Consider the following 20312-nt stretch of genomic DNA (forward strand, 5'->3'; position numbering starts at 1 on the left):
GTCACCGCGCCGAAACACCACGCCCTCGGCGCAATCTATATGCGAACTTAACGCCCGCGCGTTTCATTCGCCGTCGCACCTTAACGCCCCTCGCGCCTATCTGCGCTTCCGACCCGGCCAATTGGCGCCGGCCCATCGGAGGCACAGCCCCATGACCGATATCCTGTGGCTCGGCGCTCTCGCCGGGCTGTTCGCGCTGACGCTCGCCTATATCCGCCTGTGCGACGAGGCGTGAGGCGATGACGCTCCATCTCACGCTGGCCGCGATCACCGCCGCCGCACTCCTCCTTTACCTCGTGGCCGTGCTCCTGCGGCCCGAGCGTTTCTGATCGGTATCGCGTCATGGATATTCAGGGCTGGGGGCTGATCGCCCTCTTCATCGTCATTCTCGTTGCGCTGGCCAAGCCGATGGGCATGTGGCTGTTCGCGCTCTACGAGGGCCGTCGCACGCCGCTCCACTATGTCTTCGGGCCAGTCGAGAAGGGCTTCTACAAGCTCGGCGGAATCGACCCGAATGCCGAGCAGAGCTGGCGCCGCTACGCCGTCCACATGGTAGCGTTCAATCTCGCGCTCCTGCTGCTTACCTATTTTGTCCTGCGCTTCCAGGACCTGCTGCCGATGAATCCGCGCGGATTTGCCGGCATCGCGCCCGACGGAGCGTGGAACGTTGCGATCAGCTTCACCACCAACACCAACTGGCAATGGTATTCGGGCGAGGCCGCCCTTTCGAACTTCAGCCAGATGTTCGGCCTCGTGATTCATAATTTCCTGAGCGCCGCCACCGGTATCGCGCTCGCCTTTGCCCTGTTCCGCGGTTTCGCGCGGCGCGAGGCGAAGTCGATCGGCAATTTCTGGGCGGATATGACCCGGGTCACGCTCTACCTGTTGCTGCCGATCTCGATCGTTTATGCGACTTATCTGATCTGGAGCGGCGTTCCGCAGACCTTTGCGCAGAGCATCGACGCGACCACGCTGGAAGGCGTGAAGCAGACCATCGCGCTTGGCCCGGTCGCCTCGCAGGAAGCGATCAAGATGCTCGGCACCAATGGCGGTGGCTTCTTCAACGCCAACAGTGCCCATCCGTTCGAGAACCCCTCGGCGCTCACCAACCTGGTCGAGATGCTGTCGATCTTCCTGATCGGCGTCGGGCTGACCTGGACGTTCGGCAAGGCGGTGGGCAACACTCGCCAGGGCTGGGCGATCCTCGCCGCGATGCTGGTCATCTTCCTCGCCGGGACGAGCGTCGCCTACTGGCAGGAAGCAGCCGGCAATCCGGTCCTGCATCACCTCCATGTCGCCGGCGGCAATATGGAAGGCAAGGAGGTCCGCTTCGGCATCGCCGCCTCGGCCCTGTTCGCCAGCGTCACCACGGCTGCCTCCTGCGGCGCGGTCAACGCAATGCATGACAGCTTCACCGCGCTCGGCGGCATGATCCCGATGATCAACATGGAACTGGGCGAGATCGTCGTCGGCGGCGTGGGTGCGGGTATCTACGGCTTCCTGCTCTTCGCCATCCTCGCGGTGTTCGTCGCCGGCCTGATGGTCGGCCGCACGCCCGAATATGTCGGCAAGAAGATCGAGGGCCGCGAGGTGAAGTTCGCCGTGTTGGCCATCGCCGTGCTGCCGCTCCTCATCCTGGGCGGAACGATGATCGCGTCGGTGACGAGCGCCGGGCTGGCCGGTCCGCTCAACAAGGGACCGCACGGTTTCTCTGAGATCCTCTACGCCTTCAGTTCGGCAGTGGCGAACAACGGATCGGCCTTTGCCGGCCTGACGGCGGGCACGCCCTTCTACAACGCGCTGCTCGGCATCGCGATGTGGGGCGGACGGTTCTTCATGATCGTGCCGATGCTGGCGATCGCCGGCAGCCTCGCGGCCAAGAAATATACGCCGCCCTCGTCGGGCTCCTTCCCGACGACCGGACCACTCTGGGTGGGGCTGCTCATCGGCGTCATCCTGATCATGGGCGGCCTGACCTTCCTTCCCAGCCTCGCGCTTGGCCCGATCGCCGATCATCTCGCGATGATCAGCGGCCACCTCTCCTGATCGGATCACGACAATGTCCGCACCAACCTCCATCTTCACCGCGAGCCTGGTCGTCCCGGCGATCGGCGACTCGTTCAAGAAGCTCGATCCGCGTGAGCTGATCAAGAACCCGGTGATGTTCACCACGGCCATCGTGGCGACGCTGCTGACCATATTGCTGCTCATCGGCGGGGAGCCGCTCAGCTTCGGCTTCCAGATCCAGCTGATCGTCTGGCTGTGGCTGACCGTGCTGTTCGGCACCTTCGCCGAGGCGCTGGCGGAGGGCAGGGGACGTGCCCAGGCCGCCTCGCTCCGCGCGACCAAGGCAGATCTCAAGGCAAAACGCCTGCTTGGCGTCGGCGAGACCTATGAGATCGCCTTTGCTACCCAGCTCGAGCGGGGCGATGTGGTCCTGGTCGAGACCGGCGACCTGATCCCGGCCGATGGCGAGGTGATCGAGGGCGTCGCCTCGGTCAACGAGGCGGCGATCACTGGCGAAAGCGCGCCGGTGATCCGCGAGGCGGGGGGCGACCGTTCGGCGGTGACGGCGGGTACCCGCGTCATCTCCGACCGGATCAAGGTGCGCATCACCCAGGAGCCGGGCCAGGGTTTCCTTGACCGCATGATCGCCCTTGTCGAAGGCGCCGAGAGGCAGAAGACGCCGAACGAGATCGCGCTCACTATCCTCCTCGTCGGCCTGACCATCATCTTCCTGATCGCGGTCGCCACGATCCCGGGTTTCGCAACTTATGCCGGTGGCGAAGTGCCGGTCGCCGTCCTCGCCGCGCTGCTGATCACGCTGATCCCGACGACGATCGCCGCCTTGCTTTCCGCGATCGGCATTGCAGGCATGGACCGGCTGGTGCGGTTCAACGTGCTCGCGAAATCGGGCCGCGCGGTCGAAGCGGCTGGCGATATCGACGTGTTGCTGCTCGACAAGACGGGCACGATCACGATCGGCGACCGTCAGGCAAGCCAGTTCCATCCGGTCGGCGGAATCGACATCGACACGCTGGCGAGCGCCGCTTCGCTGGCCAGTCTCGCCGACGAGACGCCCGAGGGTCGCTCGATCGTGGTGCTTGCCCGCGAACGTCATGCCATCCCGGCGCGCACGATGCCGGCGGACGCTGAGATCATCCCGTTTACCGCCCAGACCCGCGTGTCCGGAATCGTCACGGGCGGCAGCACGATCCGCAAGGGTGCGGTCGACGCGATCCTTCGTGCCGATCCCGGTCTTGGCGACAGCCTGGTCGCGGCCGAACTGCGCCGCGTGACGGAGGAGATCGCGCGTTCCGGGGCCACGCCGCTCGCCGTCTCCCGCGATGGCAGGCTGCTCGGCGCGATCGCCCTGAAGGACGTAGTCAAGGCAGGCATTCGCGAGCGGTTCGGCGAGCTGCGCCAGATGGGCATCCGTACGGTGATGATCACCGGCGACAACCCGCTGACTGCGGCCGCCATCGCAGCCGAGGCCGGCGTTGACGACTTCCTCGCCGAGGCGACCCCGGAGGACAAGCTCGCGCTGATCCGCAAGGAACAGCAGGGCGGACGACTGGTCGCGATGTGCGGCGACGGTACCAACGACGCACCGGCGCTGGCCCAGGCAGATGTCGGCGTGGCGATGAACACCGGCACCCAGGCGGCGCGCGAGGCCGGCAACATGGTCGATCTCGACAGCGATCCGACCAAGCTGATCGAGGTCGTGGGCCTCGGCAAGCAACTCCTGATGACGCGCGGCGCGTTGACCACTTTCTCGATCGCGAACGACGTCGCCAAATATTTCGCGATCATCCCGGCGATGTTCGTCGCGCTCTATCCAGGGCTGGGCGTGCTCAACGTGATGGGCCTCGCGACACCGCAATCGGCGATCCTGTCGGCGATCATCTTCAACGCGCTCATCATCCCGCTGCTCGTCCCGCTCGCGTTGAAGGGCGTGACCTATCGGCCGATGCCGGCGGGGGCGCTGCTCGCCCGCAATCTCGCCGTCTATGGGCTGGGCGGCCTGCTTGCCCCGTTCGTGGGGATCAAGCTCATCGATCTGGCCGTCACCGGCCTCCACCTCGCCTGATGCTTGTGTCCCCGCGAAGGCGGGGACCCAGTCTGGGCTCCCGCCTTCGCGGGAGCACATAAGGAACTGAAGACATGCTCACCGACCTGAAATCCGCCCTGCGTCCCGCCTTTGCGCTCACCGTCGGTTACGCGCTGTTGCTCGGGCTGGCCTATCCACTCGCGCTAACCGGCCTCGGTCAGGCGCTGTTTCCTTCTCAGGCGAATGGCAGCCTGATCACCCAGAACGGCAAGGTCATCGGTTCCGATCTGATCGGCCAGGCCTTTGCCGCCGACCGCTACTTTCACGGCCGTCCATCCGCCGCGGGCAAGGGCTACGACGCCAGCGCGTCTTCGGGCTCGAACCTGGGCCCGACGTCGCAGGCGCTGGCCGACCGCGTCAAAGCCGACATTGCAATCAATCCCCCTTCACCGGATTCTATGGTCCCTGCTGATCTGGTGACGTCCTCCGCCTCGGGACTGGATCCCCATCTCAGCCCCGAGGCGGCTTTTTATCAAGTGAACCGCGTCGCGAAGGCGCGAGGCCTCAGCCCCGATGCCGTGCGTGCGCTGGTGACCGCGCAGACCGAACACCCGCTACTTGGTTTCCTCGGCGAACCGCGCGTCAATGTCCTGGCGCTCAATCGGGCGCTCGACCAAGCGACCGCGCGGCCCTAACAACAACGCATGCCGATCGCCGCCAAGGTTCTGATCGTCGAGGACGACGCGCATATCCGCCGGCTGCTGCGCGTCGCGGCCGAACGGGCCGGGTACAAGGCAGGCGAGGCGGCGACGGCGCGCGAGGGGCTGTCGCTGCTCGATATCGACAAGCCCGACGTGGTGCTGCTTGATCTCGGCCTGCCGGACCGGGACGGGCTTGAGCTGATCCAGCTCATCAAGGCGCGGGGCGCGACGTTGATCGTCGTCTCGGCGCGAGAGGACACCGCTGAGAAGGTCGCCGCGCTCGATCTCGGCGCCGACGATTATCTGACCAAGCCGTTCGATACCGAGGAACTGCTCGCTCGGATCCGCACCGCGCTGCGCCACCGCCTGGCCGATCAGGCGGTACAGCCAGTGGTGAGGATCGGCGAGGTGACGATCGATCTCGACACCCGCCGCGTGCTGCGCGGCGGGAAGGAAGTTCACCTCTCGCCCAAGGAATATGGCGTGCTGGCTGAGCTGGCCAGACGGCCCGACCGCATCGTCGGCCACACCCAGTTGCTCCGTGAGATATGGGGCCCGGCGCACGAAAGCCGCGTCGAATATCTGCGTATCGTGGTCCGCAATCTGCGCCAGAAGCTTGAGCCGGACCCGGCCAGGCCGACGATCATCCGCAACGAGATCGGCGTCGGCTATCGGTTGACGGGGGCGGGATAGACCCGTGGTCGCGATGGTTGCCTGCGACGCATCAATGACATTGCAGGGCGAGACGCCGCCGATCATGTAGCGCCTGCGGCCGAAAGCCACTAGGGCGGCCATGGCGTTGCCGAATCATATAGGATGACACCGGCGTCACCCCGGAAGAGGATTTCTGCCCGTGCGTTGTTTTTACGGTCTTCCTCTTGTCGTCCTCCTGCTACCGGTTCCGGCTGTGGCGCAGACGGTGTCGCCCGACGCTTCGGAGCTCCCCGACATCGTCGTTCTTGGCTCGGGTCTGCCGCTGCCGCCGGGTACCCCGGCCTATGGATCGGTGGTGATCGACCGCGACCGGTTGAGCGGAGATGCTTCGGGCAGGGTCGAGGACGTGCTGGCCGATGTCGCCGGGCTCCAGCAGTTCCGCCGATCGGACAGCCGGTCGGCCAATCCGTCGGCGCAGGGCGTGACGCTACGCGCCCTGGGCGGGAACGCATCGAGCCGGGCGCTCGTACTGCTCGACGGGATACCGCTTGCCGATCCTTTCTTCGGTTACATTCCGTTCAACGCGCTGGTCGCCGATCGTTTTTCGGGTGTGCGAATCACGCGCGGGGGTGGCGCGGGAGCATTCGGCGCCGGCGCGGTCGCCGGGACGATCGAACTCGCGAGCGCGACGCGCGTTGACCTTCCGCTGCTCTCCAGCAGCGCTTTCTACGGCAGCTACGATTCGCAGAATGTCACGGCGAGCCTGACCCCTGATCTGGGGAGCGGCTTCGTCTCCGTGTCGGGCAAATGGGAGCGGAGCGACGGCTATCGCACCACGCCCGAATCGCAGCGTACCATTGCCGATTCGCGCGCCCGGTTCGAGGACTGGTCCGGTGGCATCCGCGCGGTCGCGCCGATCGACGCCGAAACCGAGATTCAGGCGCGGGGCCTTGTCTTCCGCGACAATCGCACCCTGCGTTTCAAGGGTGCCGACAGCAGCTCTGAAGGCCAGGACGCGAGCATCCGCCTGGTCCATCGCGGCGAGTGGGCGGTCGACGCACTCGCCTATATCCAGGCGCGCAACTTCACCAATAAGGTGATCAGCTCGACCAGTTTCAAGCTGACGCTCGACCAGCGCAACACGCCGTCGAGCGGGATCGGCGGCAAGATCGAATTGCGGCCGCCGGTCGGTGGTGACCATGTCCTGCGGATCGGCGTCGACGCGCGCCTGGCGGACGGCGCATTGTTCGAGGATGCCTATAATGCGAGCGGCGCCGTCACCGCCCGGCGCAATGCGGGCGGCAATAGCAGCACGATCGGCACGTTCATCGAGGACGACTGGACGATCGGCAATCTCGTGCTGACCGGGGGCGTACGCGGCGATCGCTGGACGATTACCAACGGTTTCTTTCGCGAACTTTCCGGAACGGGTGCGATCAACAGCGACAAGCGCTTCGCCGATCGCGAGGGTTTCGAGGCCACGGGGCGCGTCGGGGCGTTGTTCCACGCCAGCAGCGCGATTGCGCTTCGCGCGGCGGGTTATACCGGCTTCCGGCTGCCGACACTCAATGAACTGTACCGACCCTTCACCGTGTTCCCGATCACCACCCTGGCCAACGAGAATCTTGGGCTGGAAAAACTGAAGGGCGTCGAAGGCGGGGTCGACCTGACGCCGGCGCCGGGCATTTCGCTTGGCGTCACGGCCTTCTACAATCGGCTGGAGAATGCCATCGCCAATGTGACGATCGGCACCAACCTGCGCCAGCGCCGCAATGTCGATGCGATCGTCGCCAAGGGCGTCGAGGTGACGGGCGGTATCCGCCGGGGGGCGGTCTCGCTCGACGGTTCCTATGCGTTCAGCGACAGCCATGTCCGCGCCTCCGGCAACTCGGCAGGCCTAAACGGCTTCATCCCGGCGCAAAGCCCGCGACACGCGGCAAGCGCGACCCTTGCCTGGGAACCCAAGGCGGGCCCGTCCCTCTCGACCACGCTGCGCTATGTCGGCAAGCAATATGAGGACGATCTGCAAACCGATGTGCTGCGCGACGCGTTGACTGTCGACGCAGTCGCGCGCCTGCCGATCGGCCGGCATTTCACGGTGATTGCGCGGGCCGAGAATTTGTTCGACGAAACCATCGTCACCCGCAACCAGGGCGGGTCGATGGACCTTGGTACGCCGCGCACTCTCTGGATCGGCGTGAAGTTTTCGAGCTGACTGTCAGGCGGTCGGCGGCGCGGCGGGCAGGATCACCGTCACCCGCAGCCCGCCGATCGGGGATCGGCTCGCCTCGATCCGCCCATGATGCGCCTCGACGATTGCCTGCGCGGTCGCAAGGCCAAGGCCGGAGGTCATCACCGACTCGCCCGGTTCGGTGCTGGTGCGGTAGAAGGGCTCGAACAATTCCTGCGCCAGTCCGACATCGATCCCGGGCGCGCTGTCGTCGATGATCAGCCGCCACGCGTTGCGTTGCCCTTCAAGCCCGAGCAGGATTCGCCCGCCGCCGGGCGTGTAGCGCAGGCTGTTCTCGATCAGCGCGGTGAAGAGCTGTTCGATCCGTGGGCCATCCCATTTCACCGGGATGGTCGCCTGGGGAAGGTCGCCGGGCTCCAGCGTCACATTCTGGGCCATCGCGCGCTTGCTGCTCGTCCAGATCGCATTGTGGATCAACGCGCGGGGATCGACTGTCGCGAACCGGACCGGCAGGCGGCCGAGATCGGCGAGCGCGACGGCGTGGAGGTCCTCCGCCATCTCGCCCAGGCGGCGAACGCCTTCAACGACTTCCTCGAACGCTTCGGCATCGGTTGGCGGTGAATCCGCGCGGATGGCCGCGAGCCGCCCGGCCAGGGCATGGACCGGCTTGCGCAATTCCTCGGAAACCGAGACCAGCCAGGTACGCCGCGCCGTTTCGAGCCGGTCGAACGACCGGGCGATCCGGCCCAGATTGCGCATGGTCCCACGCGTTTCGGACGGCCCGCTCTCGGTGACGTCCGCGTCATAATCGCCTTGCGCGATGGCGCGACTCGCACGGTACAGGGCCAGTTGAGGTCCGGCCCAGCGGCTTGCGATGAAATAGCCGGCAACCAGAAGGATCAGGAAGATCGTGCTCATCGCAACGACGATGCCGATCACCTGGTTCCTGATGAAGGCGAAGCTCGCGGCGTTGGCCGGCGGCGCGCGCACGATCCGGGCGAGCGCGACCACCCGGCCGTCGAGCTTGACGGGACGTTCGGCGCGCACCCGCTCTCCACTGGTGGCTGGTCCCGCGATGTGGGCGCCGGTTGAGCTGACCAGCTCGACCCGGTCGCGCAACGGCGCCGCCGGATCGCCCGCCAGGCTGTTTTCCCTGAAGCTTGATTGCACGACCTGCAGCGCGTTCGCCACCGGAACACCTGCCTTGAGTTCTGCCCCAAGCAATGTCGTCATCGCGGTCAGGGCCTGCCGGTCCTGCGCCTCCATATAGGCGGTATTGCCACGATTGAGATTCCACACGAGGACGGTGCCGGGGAGGACAGCCGCAAGAAGCGCCTGACCCGCCAGCAGCAGGAACAGTCCGGCGAACAACCGCACGATTTTCTCCCCCGAGGGCGGCAGGGCCGCCGCCCGTCGCGTAGCGTGAATGGCGGACGGAAACAATCTGGTTCCCGGCCGATTCACTACGTCCCGCTAAGGGGTCGCGGCGGCCACCGCAGCGAGCACTGCCTCCACATATTCGGGTCGGCAGATCAGCACGTCGGGAAGCAGGGGGTCGGCGCAATTATAGACGAGTGGGCTGCCATCGATCCGTGACGCATGGAGCCCGGCGGCCTGCGCCACCGCGACCGGCGCGCAATTGTCCCACTCATATTGCCCGCCCGCATGGAGATAGATTTCAGCTCGCCCCTCAACCACGGCCATCGCCTTGGCACCGGCCGAGCCCATCGGAACCAGCTCGGCGTCGAGCGTCTTCGCCACGCGCTGGACGATTTCGTGGGCGCGAGTCCGGCTGACGACCATGCGCGGCCTCGCGGGAAGCGGGGGGAATGCCGGGGGAGCATCATCAGTCACGAATATCTGGTGAGTCGCGGGCAAGGCGACGGCGCCTGCCACCGGCACCCCGTCGACTGCCAGTCCGATATGTACCGCCCAATCCTCGCGTCGCTCGCCGAATTCACGGGTGCCGTCGAGCGGATCGACCACCCACACCCGGCTTGCGGCGCACCGGCTGCGATCATCAGCCGCTTCTTCCGACAGGATGAAATCGTCGGGCCGGGCGGCGCGTAGGCGATCGAGGATCAGCGTGTTCGCTTCAGCGTCACCGCGTCGCTTCAAATCGCCATCGGCGCAATTGCCGGCAACGCAGAGGGTGCGCAGCAGCGCAGCCGCGTCAAGCGCTACCGAGCGGGCGACTTCGGCGTCCGTTTCCACTGCAGGCGTCACAGGTCGGGGCTCCATACGCCCATGATATGTTCGACGATCCGTTCCGCCGCCGCTTCCGGGCTCTCGCGGGTTGTGTCGACCCGGACCTCAGGGCGCTCGGGCGCTTCATAGGGGCTGGAGATACCGGTGAAATGAGCGATCTCGCCACTGCGTGCCTTGGCGTAGAGGCCTTTCACATCGCGCCGTTCAGCTTCCGCGAGCGGGGTATCGACGAAAATCTCGACGAACTCGCCATGCGGCAGCATCGACCGCACCAGCTCGCGCTCCGCCTTGAAGGGCGAGATGAAAGCGGTCAGCACGATCAGCCCGGCATCGGCCATCAGCTTGGCGACCTCACCGATGCGGCGGACATTCTCGATCCGGTCGGCATCGGTGAACCCGAGATCCTTGTTCAGTCCGTGGCGGATATTGTCGCCGTCGAGCAGGAAGCTGTGGCGGCCCTGCGCATGGAGCTTCTTCTCGACCAGATTGGCGATGGTCGACTTGCCCGATCCGGACAAGCCGGTGAACCAGAGTACCTTGGGATTCTGGCCCTTTTGCGCGGCATGCGCCTGGCGGGTCACATCGATCGCCTGCCAATGGACGTTCTGCGCACGGCGAAGCGAATAGGTCAGCATGCCCGCCGCGACCGTGGCATTGGTCGCACGGTCGATCAGGATGAAGCCACCTAGATCGCTGCCGTCACTGAACGCCTCGAAGACGATCGGCCGGTCGGTGTAAAGCTGGGCGACGCCGATATCGTTGAGGCCGAGGGTTTTCACCGACAATTCCGCGAGCGTGTTTACGTCGACGGCATAGTCCGGCGGCTGAACGGTCGCGCCGACCGTCTGGGTGCCGATCTTCATCCAGTAGGTGCGGCCAGGAAGAAGCTGATCTTCCGTCATCCAGACGATCGTCGCCTTGAACTGGTCGGCGACCTCGGGCGGGGAAGAGGCGGCGGCGATCACGTCGCCGCGCGAGCAATCGACCTCGTCGGTCAAGGTCAGCGTCACGGATTGACCCGCCACGGCCTGGTCGAGATCGCCGCCGCCCTCCTTTCCCGGCATGGTGACGATCCGCGCGACCTTGCTGGTCTTGCCCGAGGGCAGGAGACGCACGGCATCGCCTGGGCGCACGATGCCTGAGGCGATCATGCCGGCGAAGCCGCGGAAATCGAGATCGGGGCGGTTGACCCATTGCACCGGCAGACGGAACGCACGGTCCTGTGCTGCGTCCGTGCCGAGCGGCACGGTTTCGAGATGCTCGATCAGCGAGGGGCCAGTGTACCAGTCCATCGCTTCGGACCGCGACGCGATATTGTCGCCGGCCAGGCCCGAAATCGGGATAGCGGTGAAGCTTTCGATCCCGATCGAGTCGGCAAAGGCGCGGTAATCGGCGACGATCGCGTCGAAGGCGGCCTGATCATACCCCACCAGATCCATCTTGTTCACCGCGAGCACGATGTGACGGATACCAAGCAGATTGACGAGATAAGAGTGGCGGCGAGTCTGGGTCAGCACGCCCTTGCGCGCGTCGATCAGGATCGCGGCGAGATCGGCGGTCGAGGCACCGGTCACCATGTTGCGCGTATATTGTTCATGGCCGGGCGTGTCGGCGACGATGAACTTGCGCTTCTCCGTAGCGAAGAAGCGATAGGCGACATCGATCGTGATGCCCTGCTCGCGCTCGGCGGCGAGACCGTCGACGAGGAGGGCGAAATCGATATTCTGGCCCTGAGTGCCGACGCGCTTGCTGTCCGCTTCAAGCGCGGCGAGCTGGTCCTCGAAGATCATCTTCGAATCGTAGAGCAGGCGGCCGATCAGGGTGGACTTGCCGTCGTCGACCGAGCCGCAGGTGATGAAGCGCAGCAGGGACTTGTTCTGGTGCAGCACCAGATAGGCGTCGATGTCCGAGGCGATAAGGTCGTCGGTTTGGTAGGAAGGTGCGGAGGCCATCAGAAATACCCCTCCGCCTTCTTCTTCTCCATGCTGGCCGTCTGATCATGGTCGATTGCGCGGCCCTGGCGTTCGCTGGTGGTGGTCAGCAGCATCTCCTGGATCACTTCCGACAGGGTCGCCGCCTCGCTCTCCACCGCGCCGGTCAGCGGATAGCAGCCGAGCGTGCGGAAACGGATTGAGCGTTCGACCGGTACCTCACCGGGGTTCAACCGGAAGCGGTCGTCATCGACCATCAGCAACAGGCCGTCGCGCTCCACCGTCGGGCGAGGGGCTGACAGATACAGCGGCACGATCTCGATGTCCTCGGCAAGGATGTATTGCCAGATATCGAGTTCGGTCCAGTTGGAGATGGGGAAGACGCGCATGCTCTCGCCGCGGTTCTTGCGGGCATTATAGAGCTTCCACAACTCCGGCCGCTGGTTCTTGGGGTCCCATCGCTGATGGGCCGAGCGGAAGCTGAAGATGCGTTCCTTCGCCCGGCTCTTCTCCTCGTCCCGCCGCGCGCCGCCAAAGGCCGCGTCGAAGCCGTATTTCTCCAGCGCCTGCTTCAGCCCTTCCGTCTTCCACATGTCGGTATGGAGGCTGCCATGGTCGAACGGGTTGATCCCGCGCGCCTCCGCTTCGGGATTGCGATGGACGATCAGGTCCATGCCGGCCTTGGCAGCTGCACGATCGCGCAGGGCATACATGTCGCGGAACTTCCACGTCGTATCGACATGGAGCAGCGGGAAGGGCGGGGGCGCCGGGAAGAATGCCTTGCGCGCGAGGTGCAGCATCACCGCGGAATCCTTGCCCACCGAATAGAGCATGACCGGGCGTTCCGCCTCGGCCACCACTTCGCGCATGATGTGGATGCTCTCGGCTTCGAGGCGCTGGAGATGGGTCAGGGCGACGTTCATTGTCGTCCAGATAGTGGCGTAAGCGCCAAGCGCGATCAACTTATCCTGTTGGCGGTTAAAGTTGCCTCGCTGCGCTCGCGGGCAAAAGCGCGCTCATTCCGAGCGGGAACGCTCGACCGAATCCAGGATACGCGCGCCGGCCATGAAGACGGCGATCGGGCAGACAGCAAACAGCATCCAGCCGCCGAGGCCCGGATATTGGTGAAGGTAATGGACGCCGCGTTCCACCGCACCGAGACCGAGGCCGTAGATGACCGCGAACGCCTCGAATTTGGTCTTGATGACGAATAGCCGGGAAAATTTCGTCCACATGCCGGTCATCAAGCAATGACCGGGCCAATGGCGGATTTCCGCGATTCAACGCTTAATGAATATGGTTAGCTGTCAATTAACTCGACAATGCCAAGCGCTTCCAGCAGCGCCGTGCGGGCACGCTCGATCATGCCGACCAGCGCCGGATCGGCAATCGCGGCATGGGGAATTTCCTCCGGCCAGTGGCGTTCGACGACGCTTGCGATCAGATCGAGCCTGGCATCGTCCATCAGGAAACGCGGGTCGATCGTCGCCGGGTCAGCCACCACGCGCAGGCGAAGGCAGGCGGGGCCGCCGCCATTGGCCATCGACTGGCGGACATCGACCACTTCGAGCCGCCGGATCGGGCCGTTGCCCGCGATCATCTCCTGCAGCCAGGTCCAGACTGCTTCATTCTCACGCGCTTCCTCGGGCAGGATCAGCGCCATGGCGCCATCCGGCAGGGTCACGAGCTGAGCATTGAACAGATAGGAGGAAACGGCGTCGACCAGGCTCACGCGCGCCGCTGGGACCTCGACGATCTCGACTTCGGGCATCATGCCGCGCAGATCGGCGTAGAAGCGCTTCTTGTCGGCGAAAGCCTGTTCGTGCGCGAACAGCACCCGTTCATTGGCGACGGCGACCACGTCATTGTGGAAGGCACCGGCCGCGATGGCGTCTTCCGACTGCTCCACGAACAGCGTGTAGCCAGCGTCGAGCCGGTGCCGCCGCGCGACCGCCATGCTTGCCTCGCGATGCTGGCGGGCGGGGAAGGGACCGCCCGAGACGCCGTAGACGAAGACCTCGACACCCGGCTGGCCGTGGGTCGCGCATAGCCGCATGTGGTTGGCCGCCCCCTCGTCGCCGAACGGCGCGGGAACCGGGCCGTGCACGGTGAACGCCGGATTAGCGAAGGCGACGCGCAACTGGGCCAGCGTGCCGGGCCATTCATGGCTGCGGTGCGGCATGGTCACGAGATTGGCGACCGAGAGGTGACAGCGGCCATCGGCGGTGTCCGATGCGGGCGAGACCGTCGCGGCATTGGCGGCCCACATCGCCGAGGCGGAAAGTGCCTGGGCCTGGAGGTGCGGCGCGGCCTCGGCATAGCTGGTCGCGATGCTGTCGAGCCAGCCATGGTCGGGGCGGGCGAGCGGCAGCAAGATGCCTTGGGTCAGCCCGAGCGCGAGGTTCGAGCGCATCTTGGCGATGCCTTCAAGCGCGGCACGGCGGGGGGCCGCGACCTTGCCGGCATTGCGAGTCGCGGCAAGATTGCCATGGCTGAGGCCGGCATAATTGTGGCTCGGGCCGATCAGGCCGTCGAAATTGATCTCGGTCAGCATTCAGGCGCGTCCAACATGGCTGATCTCTTCGTTCTCGGTGATGCCCAGCGCCGCGGCGCAGGTGCGATCGATTGCGACTCCGTCGCCACAGGTGCGTACCCTGCCATAGGCGCTGCGGAAATCCGCCAGCGTTCCCGTTGCGACCAGGGCAGCGTCGCCGCCATCCTCGTCGATAGCGGCGACGTGGGAAACATGGGCCTCGCGGATCGTGCGGACATTGTCCGTCTTCGAAGTCATGGTCGGACCACCGTCGAAGATGTCGATATAATTCTCGAAGGCGAAGCCCTCATTCTCAAGCATCCGCATCGCGGCGCGGCCGGACGGGTGCGGAAGGCCGATCGAGGCGCGTGCCGACTCCGACAGCATCGCCACATAGATCGGATGCTTGGGGAAGAGATCGGCGATGAACTGGTGCCCGCGCACCGCGTTGAACTGGTCCGCGTCCTGGAAGTTCATACCGAAGAAACGGCCGGCAAGACCGTCCCAGAAGGGCGATCCGCCCGCTTCGTCGATGACTCCGCGCAGTTCGGCCAGAATACGGTCGGCGAAGCGCGCGCGGTGGCGCGCGATGAACAGATAACGGCTGCGCGCGAGCAGCATGCCGAGGCCACCGGCGCGCTCGCCGGGATGGAGGAACAGGCCGCCGACCTCGCTGCATCCTTCTAGATCGGTGGTGAGCGACAGCATATCGGCACGGAAGGTCCGGCCAAGCTCCGCGCTGTGCTGGGCCAGCGTGCCGATGCGATAGCTGTAGAAGGGATAGCGCTGGCCGACCTGGGTGAAGATCTGGCAGGTGCCGCGCACTTCGCCCGTCGCGACATTTTCCAGCACCAGCACGAACAGGTCGTCGGCGAGGCTGTCGTCGGCGCGCGCAAACGCATCATGGCTGCGGGCGAGCTTGGTTTTCAATGCCGCGCGATCGGCTGGCAGATTGGTGAAGCCCCCCCCGGTGAGTTTGGCCATCTCGTAGAGCGGCTGCAAATCCTCGTCGCGCGCGGATCGGATACGGAAGGTCATAGCGATCCCTTTTCGGCGATGCGGAGAATGGTGAGCGCAGACAGAGCGGCGCGCTCGGCCAGGCTGTCGACGATGAGGAATTCGTCGGGCGAATGGATCGCGCCGCCGCGCGGGCCCATAGTGTCGACCACCGGCACGCCGCAGGCGGCGATATTGTTGCCGTCGCACACCCCGCCGGTCGTGCGCCAGGCAATGGCAAGGCCGAGATCCGCGCCGGCCATCTTGACCAGTTCGAACAGCTTGGCCGCGCCGGGATCGATCGGTTTGGGCGGGCGGTTGAAGCCGCCATGGACATGGATCTTCACGTCGTGCTCGACCACCACTGCGGCCACCACGCTGTCGATCGCGGCCTGGGCGCGGGCGATTTCCTCAAGGGAGGAAGGGCGGAAGTTGATGCGGAGAATGGCTAGCTCAGGCACGACATTGTTGGGGCCGCCGCCCTCGATCCGTGCCGGGTTCACCGCCAGCGTCGGGCTGCGCAGCTTGCTGAGTCTCAGCGCGATGTCGGCGGCTGCGACGATCGCGTTGCGGCCTTCATCGGGGTTCCGCCCGGCATGCGCGCTCTTACCGCGCACCACGATCGAGAAATTGCCGGTGCCGCCGCGGGCGCCGGCCAGGGTTCCGTCGGGCAAGGCGGGTTCATAGGTGAGCGCCGCGGCCTTCCCGCGCGCGGCCTGCGCCAGCAGCGCGGCTGAGGAGGCGGAGCCGGTTTCCTCATCCGAATTGATCACGACTTCATAGCCGATCCGGCCAGCGAGCGGTGACGCTTCGACCGCGTTCAGTGCCGCGAGCATCACTGACAGGCCGCCCTTCATATCGGCAACGCCGGGGCCGTTGAGCGTGCCGTTGTCGAGGAAGGTCAGTGCCTGAAAGGGGTGATCGACCGGATAGACGGTATCCATATGGCCGGTGAACAGCATCTGCACCGGCGCGTCCGGCCGGACGGCTAGATGGAAATGCCGCCCATGGGCGAGATCGGAGACGGTGCCATCCGGGCCGACACTGGTCACCGGTGCAGGGGCGACCAGATCGATCTTGCCCGGCAATACGGCAAAGGCGTCGGAGAGTTTTCCCGCCATCGCCGCGACTCCGCTGATGTTGCGGGTACCGCTGTTGATCGAGGACCATTCCTGCACCTGGGCAAGCATCGGTGCGTCGTAGAGGGAGGCTAGAGCATCTCGTTCGATGGTCGAAAGCGTGGTCATGAGGCGCTGTTAGCTGGATTCAGGCGGCGCGGAAACACCGGCTGCCTTCCTCTCTACCGTGTCATGACAGGGAAGGGTGATGACCAGAACAGGGAGAGCGCGGCGACAGTAAATATTGGGGAGGATCAGGCGATGGGGCGCGAACGAGGGCGCTGCAGCTCGGTTCTCGGCAATTGCGCTCTTATCGACAGTGGCAGCCGGTTCACCAGAGCCCGGCGTATCGGGGCCCACCAGATCGCGGCGGAAAGGATCAGCACCGCCATGGCGACGGCACCGAACAGGACGGGCCAGGATCCTTCGCGGGCGCCTGATAGAGTCGCAAATGCCGCAAAAGCGAAGACCAGCCCGGACACTATCAGGGCACGCCGGTCGGTGATGAGGGAGACGATCGCAAAAGCGGCATAGAGGGCGAGGATCGAGAACGCCTGTGTGGTGTCGAGCGACATGAGGGTCGATCGAAGCTGTTCGTATTTCTCGATACCGTTCACGGGCATGCCGATGGCGAGGCGCAGACCGACATTGGCGATCACCAGAGCGGCCAGGCCGTGAAGCCAGAAAGCGACGTCGGCACGACGGGTCTGGCGATATACGTCTGTCATGTCCCACCACATGGCGGCGGCGAAGGTGGCAATGCCGCAACCGAGCAGCAACACCCCTTCAAGAGCGGGCGCGACCCCGGGGACGACGATCAGCGCGATCATTCCTGGGATATTGTACAAAGCCAGCGCCATCGCGGCGTAGGCAATGGGGACACGAAAGCGAAGCCAGTAGAGGCAGCACAACAAAGCTATTCCGCTTGAAATTGCGATGTTGCCCAGCGGCGACAACGAGGCCACCGTGGCTGTACCGGAGACGTCGAGCCACAGGGTAAGAAGGCCATAGGCGCTGCCGCCGATCAGGGCGACCAGGAGCAGGAAGCCGGGAAGGAGCATCTTGCGCTGTCGCACGAAATACTCGGCCAGCAGCCATGCGGTCGGTACGTAGAACAGACCCGAGACGGGGCCGAGCGACCGGGTCGCCACATAGAGGCTGAAGAACAGCAGGACGATCCCAACTGACGCGAGGATATCGGAGAACCCCCTGGACAGGCGGAAATGCTCGTCATCCGCGGGCAATTGCCCGGCCTGTTTTGCCGCAAAGCTGCGGAACTTCTCGGTCGCGTCAGCCGGGAAAATGCCTGCCTTCACTGCGGCATCGAGATCGGCATTTTCGTACATGGCTGAGCTCCGGCCGCAGGTCCGTGGAGATCGCTAACGCCTGTTCCTCAACAAACCGGTAAGTGCCGGCCTGGTTGGAGTGAACTGCTCTCAAATTCGTGCTTTTTGTCCGAGGGCGGACCTTTCCCACCCTTCGGTACTGGAGGCGTTCGCGATCCGGGTACCGCGTCGCTGAAAGACAGGCCCGATATGGTGTTCGCCCTAGAAGCTGTACGCCAGCGACGCGCGGCTGGTCGTGTCGGTGCTGACCCGGCCAAGGGTAGGCATGCTTTCATATTGCACGACATAGGAGAGGCGAGCGGCAAGCGGACCGATGAGCTTGGCGCTCAACGCGGTCGTGCTGCTGACGGTGCTGTTATAGTGCTGCACATAGGCGGAAGCGGCCTGGCTGACCGAGATCGTCTTGGTCAGCTTCCAGTCGAGATCAAGCGATCCGCGCGCGGCGATGCTGCTTTCCGTCGTGTGATCGGTAAAGGAGGTGTCGCGATAGGCCGGGCCGACTTCCAGATCGAGCGAGAGGCCCGGCTGCTTGATCGCGCTATAGCCGGCGCCGACCGACGTCGAGTAGCGGCTAGTATAGCCGAGGAACCGGTCGCTCTCAAATTGCGTGGCGCCATAGACATAGCCGCGCGGCGAGAATTTGAAATTGGGTTCATAGGCAGCGAGATAATGTTCGCGGCTCACCACGCCCGCGCTCCGTTTGTAGTCGGCGGCCAGACGCAGCTTGTGCCGCCAGCGCAGCGTTTCGCGATTCAGATCGACAGTCCCGCTGACGCCCGCGTCATGGGTGTTGCCGGTCGTCAGATAGCCGCCCAGTTCGGCACGCCCATGCCACAGATCGAGCACGCCCGCGTTGCGCAGCGTCGCCTCGCGTTTCGCCGCGCGCTCCTTGCGCCATGCCTCGAGCGAAGCAGCGATGGCGGGGGCTGCCTCCGGCGCGGTGGCGCGCGCATATTTCACGACTGTGGCGACTTCGCCCTCATTGCCCGAGGCCATGGCGGCGTCGAGCATTGCCTTCATCGCCGGTGGGATTGGTGCCGGGTCCGTATTGGCGAGCAGCAAAGGTGCCGCGAGCAGGGCGATACGTACATGCATGCTGGCCGGATAGCCCGTCGATCGGCTTGCGATCAACCCAGATGGTCGGCAAAAGCCGCCAGGACGTCCTCGTAGAGCGTTTTCTTGAAGGGGACGATGATCTCGGGAAGCGCGGCGGGATCGACCCAGCGCCATGCGCGGAATTCCTGATGTTTCGTCGCGATGTCGACGTCAGTGTCCTCGCCGAGAAAGCGATAGAGGAACCAGCGCTGCCGCTGCCCGCGCCATTTGCCTTTCCAGACCTTGCCGATCAGATCGGGCGGCAGATCATAGGTAAGTTCGTGCGGCGCCACCGCGACCAGCTCGACCTTGTCGGGCTGGACACCCGTCTCTTCGCCCAGTTCGCGGATCGCGGCGGTTTCGGCGTCCTCGCCATCGTCGATCCCGCCCTGCGGCATCTGCCAGGCTTCCACCGTCGAATCGATTCGCTGGCCGACGAACACCTGCCCGGCGCGGTTCATCAGCATGACGCCGGCGCACGGGCGATAGGGAAGGGAGGAGTCGTTCATGCTGCTGCCTGTGCCATCACACGCTCGCCTTCGGCCTCGACGATCACTGTTTTCAGTGCCGCGAGCGCCCCGGCAACATCGCCGGCCGACGAGGGGATTGCCTGTCGGAGCGTGACGAAGCCGTGGATGTTGCCTTTGGCCTCGCGGAACACAACCGGCACGCCTGCGACGGCGAGCGCCCCCGCATAGGCACGGCCCTGATCCCCTATCGGATCGAGGCTGGCGGTCAGCACCACTGCGGGCGGCATGCCGGCCAGGTCGCCGACCAGCGGTGAGGTGCGAATATGGGCAACCTCGGCATCATAGGCGGCCTGGAACCACTCCATGCTGTCGCGAGTCAGCAGGAAACCGTCGGCGAAGATGCTGTATGACGCATATTCCTTCGAGGCGTCCGTCGCCGGATAGATCGCGAACTGTGCGATCACCGGTATCGCGGCCGGTGCATCGCGAAGCGCCATGGCAGTGACGATCGCCAGATTCCCACCCGCACTGTCGCCGCAGACGACGAGGCTGGCGACCTTGCGGCCGAGCTCGGCCGGATTCCCGGCCACCCAGCGCGCGGCGGCTTCGCAATCGTCAGGTGCTGCAGGCCAGGGGCTTTCCGGTGCGAGACGATAGTCGACCGAAATCACCGGGATATCGAGCGTCCGGGATATCTCGGCGCAGAAGCTCGCATGAGTCTCGACATTGCCGATCACGAAGCCGCCGCCATGATAGAAGAGCATCGCCGGTCCCGGCTCACGGTTCGCCTTTGCGTCGAACAGGCGGGCGGGGATGTCGCCGGCCGGGCCGGGGATGGTCAGGTCAGTGATGGTAGCCAGATCACCGATGGGCAGGTCGGCCACGTCCTTCATCGCCATATAGACGGCGCGAGCCGCGGGTGGCTCCATCTGGTGCATCTTCGGCCCGGGCATATTGTTCAGGTAGTTGAGAAAGCCGCGTACATCGGGCCGGACGAACGGGTCGGTCACTGGATTCT

Annotated in this window: 18 protein-coding genes; 6 read left to right on the top strand and 12 right to left on the bottom strand. The window is 65.1% G+C overall.

Annotated features, from left to right (window positions below; all coding sequences use genetic code 11):
• Window positions 1-239: 239 nt before the first annotated feature.
• From kdpF to P0Y59_04990, 6 genes are all read left to right on the top strand, one after another.
• Window positions 240-329 carry a K(+)-transporting ATPase subunit F gene (kdpF, locus tag P0Y59_04965; GenBank protein ID WEK01046.1) on the top strand — a complete coding sequence of 30 codons (90 nt, stop codon included), beginning with the start codon at window positions 240-242 and terminating at the stop codon, window positions 327-329.
• A 13-nt stretch (window positions 330-342) separates the two neighbouring features.
• Complete coding sequence (kdpA, locus tag P0Y59_04970) at window positions 343-2046, top strand: potassium-transporting ATPase subunit KdpA (protein ID WEK01047.1); 1704 nt, start codon at window positions 343-345, stop codon at window positions 2044-2046.
• A 13-nt stretch (window positions 2047-2059) separates the two neighbouring features.
• A complete protein-coding gene (gene kdpB, locus P0Y59_04975; protein WEK01048.1) occupies window positions 2060-4090 on the top strand; it encodes a potassium-transporting ATPase subunit KdpB in 2031 nt (676 codons plus the stop codon).
• Between the two features lie 74 nt (window positions 4091-4164).
• Complete coding sequence (gene kdpC / locus P0Y59_04980; GenBank protein ID WEK01049.1) at window positions 4165-4746, top strand: potassium-transporting ATPase subunit KdpC; 582 nt, start codon at window positions 4165-4167, stop codon at window positions 4744-4746.
• Window positions 4747-4755: 9 nt separating this feature from the next.
• Complete coding sequence (locus P0Y59_04985) at window positions 4756-5445, top strand: response regulator (GenBank protein WEK01050.1); 690 nt, start codon at window positions 4756-4758, stop codon at window positions 5443-5445.
• Window positions 5446-5605: 160 nt separating this feature from the next.
• Window positions 5606-7621, top strand: coding sequence for a TonB-dependent receptor (locus P0Y59_04990; protein WEK01051.1), 2016 nt, complete (start codon window positions 5606-5608; stop codon window positions 7619-7621).
• Window positions 7622-7624: 3 nt separating this feature from the next.
• On the opposite strand, the gene P0Y59_04995 is transcribed toward P0Y59_04990, so the two are convergent.
• The 12 genes from P0Y59_04995 to P0Y59_05050 all read right to left on the bottom strand — a co-directional run bounded on the left by P0Y59_04995 (window position 7625) and on the right by P0Y59_05050 (window position 20304).
• The gene (locus P0Y59_04995) at window positions 7625-8974 is read right to left on the bottom strand and encodes an ATP-binding protein (GenBank protein ID WEK01052.1); all 1350 of its coding nucleotides are present in this window, start codon (window positions 8972-8974) and stop codon (window positions 7625-7627) included.
• A 96-nt stretch (window positions 8975-9070) separates the two neighbouring features.
• Entirely contained in the window at window positions 9071-9823 is a 753-nt protein-coding gene (locus P0Y59_05000) for a 3'(2'),5'-bisphosphate nucleotidase CysQ (protein WEK01053.1), read from the bottom strand.
• Window positions 9820-11757 (bottom strand): sulfate adenylyltransferase subunit CysN, encoded by a 1938-nt coding sequence (cysN, locus tag P0Y59_05005; protein ID WEK01054.1) that lies wholly within the window; start codon window positions 11755-11757, stop codon window positions 9820-9822. Before cysN ends, P0Y59_05000 begins: the two co-directional genes overlap by 4 nt.
• On the bottom strand, window positions 11757-12659 hold the full coding sequence (gene cysD, locus P0Y59_05010) for a sulfate adenylyltransferase subunit CysD (GenBank protein WEK01055.1): 903 nt from the start codon (window positions 12657-12659) through the stop codon (window positions 11757-11759). Before cysD ends, cysN begins: the two co-directional genes overlap by 1 nt.
• Window positions 12660-12752: 93 nt before the next feature.
• Window positions 12753-12971, bottom strand: a complete 219-nt coding sequence (locus P0Y59_05015) for a hypothetical protein (protein ID WEK02497.1) — start codon at window positions 12969-12971, stop codon at window positions 12753-12755.
• Window positions 12972-13036: 65 nt separating this feature from the next.
• A complete protein-coding gene (locus tag P0Y59_05020) occupies window positions 13037-14290 on the bottom strand; it encodes an N-succinylarginine dihydrolase (protein ID WEK01056.1) in 1254 nt (417 codons plus the stop codon).
• A complete protein-coding gene (locus P0Y59_05025; protein ID WEK01057.1) occupies window positions 14291-15307 on the bottom strand; it encodes an arginine N-succinyltransferase in 1017 nt (338 codons plus the stop codon).
• Window positions 15304-16512 (bottom strand): hydrolase, encoded by a 1209-nt coding sequence (locus P0Y59_05030; protein ID WEK01058.1) that lies wholly within the window; start codon window positions 16510-16512, stop codon window positions 15304-15306. Before P0Y59_05030 ends, P0Y59_05025 begins: the two co-directional genes overlap by 4 nt.
• Window positions 16513-16637: 125 nt before the next feature.
• Window positions 16638-17729, bottom strand: coding sequence for a hypothetical protein (locus P0Y59_05035; protein WEK01059.1), 1092 nt, complete (start codon window positions 17727-17729; stop codon window positions 16638-16640).
• 201 nt (window positions 17730-17930) lie between these two features.
• Complete coding sequence (locus P0Y59_05040; protein ID WEK01060.1) at window positions 17931-18824, bottom strand: DUF481 domain-containing protein; 894 nt, start codon at window positions 18822-18824, stop codon at window positions 17931-17933.
• A gap of 32 nt (window positions 18825-18856) precedes the next feature.
• Entirely contained in the window at window positions 18857-19333 is a 477-nt protein-coding gene (locus P0Y59_05045; GenBank protein WEK01061.1) for an RNA pyrophosphohydrolase, read from the bottom strand.
• Entirely contained in the window at window positions 19330-20304 is a 975-nt protein-coding gene (locus P0Y59_05050) for an alpha/beta hydrolase (protein WEK01062.1), read from the bottom strand. Before P0Y59_05050 ends, P0Y59_05045 begins: the two co-directional genes overlap by 4 nt.
• Window positions 20305-20312: the final 8 nt, after the last annotated feature.

Origin of the sequence: Candidatus Sphingomonas phytovorans (assembly GCA_029202385.1) — a bacterium.
Classification (GTDB): domain Bacteria; phylum Pseudomonadota; class Alphaproteobacteria; order Sphingomonadales; family Sphingomonadaceae; genus Sphingomonas; species Sphingomonas phytovorans.

Excerpts from the sequence above, each read along its gene's own strand:
- cysD (WEK01055.1), bottom strand. The coding sequence starts at position 12,659 with ATGAACGTCGCCCTGACCCATCTCCAGCGCCTCGAAGCCGAGAGCATC.
- P0Y59_04985 (WEK01050.1), top strand. The coding sequence starts at position 4,756 with ATGCCGATCGCCGCCAAGGTTCTGATCGTCGAGGACGACGCGCATATC.
- P0Y59_05035 (WEK01059.1), bottom strand. The coding sequence starts at position 17,729 with ATGTACGAAAATGCCGATCTCGATGCCGCAGTGAAGGCAGGCATTTTC.
- kdpF (WEK01046.1), top strand. The coding sequence starts at position 240 with ATGACGCTCCATCTCACGCTGGCCGCGATCACCGCCGCCGCACTCCTC.
- P0Y59_05030 (WEK01058.1), bottom strand. The coding sequence starts at position 16,512 with ATGACCACGCTTTCGACCATCGAACGAGATGCTCTAGCCTCCCTCTAC.
- kdpB (WEK01048.1), top strand. The coding sequence starts at position 2,060 with ATGTCCGCACCAACCTCCATCTTCACCGCGAGCCTGGTCGTCCCGGCG.
- kdpA (WEK01047.1), top strand. The coding sequence starts at position 343 with ATGGATATTCAGGGCTGGGGGCTGATCGCCCTCTTCATCGTCATTCTC.
- cysN (WEK01054.1), bottom strand. The coding sequence starts at position 11,757 with ATGGCCTCCGCACCTTCCTACCAAACCGACGACCTTATCGCCTCGGAC.
- P0Y59_05020 (WEK01056.1), bottom strand. The coding sequence starts at position 14,290 with ATGCTGACCGAGATCAATTTCGACGGCCTGATCGGCCCGAGCCACAAT.
- kdpC (WEK01049.1), top strand. The coding sequence starts at position 4,165 with ATGCTCACCGACCTGAAATCCGCCCTGCGTCCCGCCTTTGCGCTCACC.
- P0Y59_05015 (WEK02497.1), bottom strand. The coding sequence starts at position 12,971 with ATGTGGACGAAATTTTCCCGGCTATTCGTCATCAAGACCAAATTCGAG.
- P0Y59_05040 (WEK01060.1), bottom strand. The coding sequence starts at position 18,824 with ATGCATGTACGTATCGCCCTGCTCGCGGCACCTTTGCTGCTCGCCAAT.
- P0Y59_05025 (WEK01057.1), bottom strand. The coding sequence starts at position 15,307 with ATGACCTTCCGTATCCGATCCGCGCGCGACGAGGATTTGCAGCCGCTC.
- P0Y59_05045 (WEK01061.1), bottom strand. The coding sequence starts at position 19,333 with ATGAACGACTCCTCCCTTCCCTATCGCCCGTGCGCCGGCGTCATGCTG.